Genomic DNA, 2,970 nt, shown 5'->3' with positions numbered 1-2,970 from the left:
GGGGGGAGGTGTGCTCGCGCATGGGGGGACTCCGGCAAGCCGTAGGGGAGTGCGGGTCGCGGGGAGCGTAGCGTGAATGAGCATGACACTGTCAACAGACGGAAATGCAATTCTCGTTGGAGGGAGTCGAGTTACCGCCGAAGGGTGTGGTGGTACTGGGTGGGTCCCTCCGAAGTCCGGTGAATCCGATCACCGGCAAGTGCCCGCTCTGTGCACTCCGTTACCCATCAGGACTGTGCGTGAGGGGTGGGGCGGTGTCGGTGTCGGTGGTGCCAGCGGCCGGGGACAGGATCGACGGCCGGTATCTCCTGCACGAGCCCATCGGCACCGGCGGGATGGGCGTCGTATGGCGGGCCTGGGACGAGCGGCTGCAGCGCTGGGTCGCGGTCAAGTGCGCGCGCCTGGACGACGATCGCGCCACCCGACGGCTGATGGGCGAGGCCCGTAACGCCGGGCGGCTGCACCACCCGAACATCGTCGCCGTCTTCGACTACGTCGACGAGGGCACCACCTGCTGGATCGTCATGGAGTACGTCCCCTCCCGCAGCCTCGCCCAACTCATGGCCGACCGCGGCCCGTTGGCGCCCGAGGAGGTCGGGTCGATCGGGTGCCGGATCGCGGACGCGCTGGTGAAGTCCCATGACGCGGGTGCGGTGCGACGGCAGGCGGGAGGTGGAGATCCAGTTCAGCCGGGACAACTCGCTGGACGCCGACGACGGACATCCCGTGGACGTCGCCGGCACCAGGAGCTACTACGTCGCCGACGAGGCCGAGGACGACAGCTGCACCGTACGGACCCCGCACCGCACCTACACGGACTCGGTCGGCGAGGACACCACCGAGCTGCTCCAGCTCACCGTGTACGCACCGGAGCCGGGCAGGCAACTGTGCGACACGGCGGCCGAGTTGGCGGGCGAGGTCGTACGGAACATCGCGAAGCGGCTTGCGGCGGGCTGAGGTCTCAGAGCTGTACGGGCATGGTCCAGCAGTTGGAGATGGCCGGCCTGCCGGAGAGGCGGTCGGTGAGCCAGGAGATGGCGTCGCCCTGGTCGGTGAGCAGGGGTGCGAAGTGGTTGACGAGCGCGCTGCCGACACTGGGCAGGACGACGGCCTTGTACGTGACGTCGGCGCCCTTCGCGCACCAGTCGACGGCGAGTTGGCGGGCCTGGGCGTGCGGGACGAGGTTGTCGCTGACGCCGGTCGCGAGGCGGACGGGTCCCGACGGTTTCAACGTGCCGATGCGCTGCTGGTCGACGAAAGCCTGGAACGCGGGAGTTGACGCGATGATGCTGCTGAGGGACTGGCCGTCCGTGGTCCAACTGGTGCTCTTCGTATAGGCGTAGCCGAGCAGCGCGTCGCCCACGCACATGGTCGACAGGTCGGTGAGCGCGGCCTTCCCTGCGTCGTTGAGGTGTGCTTCGGCGAGCGGCTTCAGCTCCGGGTCGGACTGGAGGAACCCGTTGAGCGACCAGCCCAGCGCACCGGCGAGTTCGCTGCCGTCGATGGCCTTGGTGACCGAGGTCAGGTCGGCGGGCGGGGCTCCGGCGTAGGTTCCGGAGAGGGTGACGTCGGGGGCGTAGGAGGACTGGAGTTCGGCGGCGGCCGCGGTCGCGCCGCCGCCCTGGCTGTAGCCGTAGAGGCCGACCGGTGAGGCGGCGGTGACCGAGGTCCCGGTGAGCGAACGGGCGGCGCGTACGGCGTCCAGCACCGCGTGCGCCTCGTCGACCCGGTTGACGTAGGTGTGCAGCCGGTCCGTGGCACCGAGTCCCACGTAGTCGGTGACGACGACGGCGACGCCCTCGGCGAGCAGGCGGTAGATGGAGAGATCCTCGTAACCGACCGAAACCGTCTGGCTGTTGAAGACGAGGGGGTGTTCCAGGCCCATCGACGCGGAGCACTGGTCGCCCTGTCCCACGGTGCCGGGGGCGACCGCGACGAGGGGGCGCGGGCCGCTGCCGGACCAGTCGGCGGAGGGTTCGATGTAGGCGCCGGTGACGGCGACGGGCTGGCCGTTGGAGTCCGTGGACTTGTACATCAGCCGGGTCGCGGTGCCGGGGAGCGGGCCGTCGAGGCCGGGCAGGCTCAGGGCGAGGGGGAGGGGCTCGCTGCGGACGAGGGCGCCGTTCGCGGCGGGCAGGGTGGCGGGCGGGTTGTAGAACGCGGGGATCGTGACGCCTCTGGACACGACCTCGTCCGAGGCGGTGGCGGCGGACGCGGTCGCGATGACCAGGGCCTGGGCCCCGAGACAGGCGACGACGGTGAACGCGGCGCCGAGCAGGCGCCGTTGGCGTGTGGACATGGCGAGCCTCCTGTGGAGCGGCCGTCAGGAAGCGGCGGCGCGGTGGCGCACACACGCGTCCCACGTGTGTGCGCCGGCACCGCCGGAAAGTGGTTCGCCTGGAACTTACCTGCGGGTAAGTTACTCGTGATACCTGTCGGTAGGTTACGTTTCGGTAATGTGACTGACTGTCAAGTCGCGGCGATCAGTTCGAGTCGGTCGGCGACGGCTTCCGGCTCGCTGACCATCAGGTCGTGGCCGGTGTCGATGTCCCACAACCGCCCCGCCGCACGCGCCGGTTCGAGGTCCGCCGGATCGCGGAAGGGCAGGGTCGACGTACAGACGATCTGCGACTGCGGCAGCGCGCGCACCGCAGCCTCGTCCTTCAGCCGCAACGGCTGCTCGAAGCACTTCCACGGATGAGGCGTGATCTTCGGCGCCAGCCAGGCGATGTCGTCCGGATCGGTCAACCCGTAGTGGGGCATGGGCCCTTCGCCGGGAAAGTTCACCAGCTCGACTCCGTCGACGACCCTCCCCATGGCCCGCGAGGCGGCCATCAACTCCGGTGCCACATCGGCGAGGGACTGCCCGTTCGCCGGGTTGGCCGCGTCCAGATAGACGAGATGGCCGACCCGGTCGAGGGCGCGGTCGGCGGCACCGGTGACGACCATCCCGCCGTAGCTGTGCCCGAC

At 69.8% G+C, this 2,970-nt stretch carries 3 protein-coding genes and 1 pseudogene; 2 read left to right on the top strand and 2 right to left on the bottom strand.

Annotation, left to right across the window (positions count from 1 at the left end):
• Window positions 1–104: 104 nt before the first annotated feature.
• Together JHN45_RS54590 and JHN45_RS51355 are read left to right on the top strand one after the other, a co-directional pair.
• Window positions 105–617 (top strand): annotated as a pseudogene (locus JHN45_RS54590) (protein kinase); the annotation flags it as partial.
• Between the two features lie 22 nt (window positions 618–639).
• A complete protein-coding gene (locus JHN45_RS51355; protein WP_201056365.1) occupies window positions 640–957 on the top strand; it encodes a hypothetical protein in 318 nt (105 codons plus the stop codon).
• Between the two features lie 4 nt (window positions 958–961).
• Here the strand turns inward: JHN45_RS51355 and JHN45_RS51350 are convergent, their stop codons facing one another.
• A complete protein-coding gene (locus JHN45_RS51350) occupies window positions 962–2,299 on the bottom strand; it encodes a lipase family protein (RefSeq protein ID WP_201056362.1) in 1,338 nt (445 codons plus the stop codon).
• Between the two features lie 170 nt (window positions 2,300–2,469).
• The coding region (locus JHN45_RS51345) for an alpha/beta fold hydrolase (protein ID WP_201056360.1) at window positions 2,470–2,970 on the bottom strand (501 nt) is incomplete at its 5' end.

The sequence above is a fragment of the Streptomyces sp. MBT53 genome (assembly GCF_016654115.1).
Classification (GTDB): domain Bacteria; phylum Actinomycetota; class Actinomycetes; order Streptomycetales; family Streptomycetaceae; genus Streptomyces.
The sequence above is the reverse complement of the archived record's forward strand: the minus strand, read 5'-3'. Positions and strand labels throughout refer to the sequence as shown.

Bases quoted from the DNA above. Each gene is read 5' to 3' on its own strand.
- JHN45_RS51350 (WP_201056362.1), bottom strand. From the start codon at position 2,299: ATGTCCACACGCCAACGGCGCCTGCTCGGCGCCGCGTTCACCGTCGTC.
- JHN45_RS51355 (WP_201056365.1), top strand. From the start codon at position 640: ATGACGCGGGTGCGGTGCGACGGCAGGCGGGAGGTGGAGATCCAGTTC.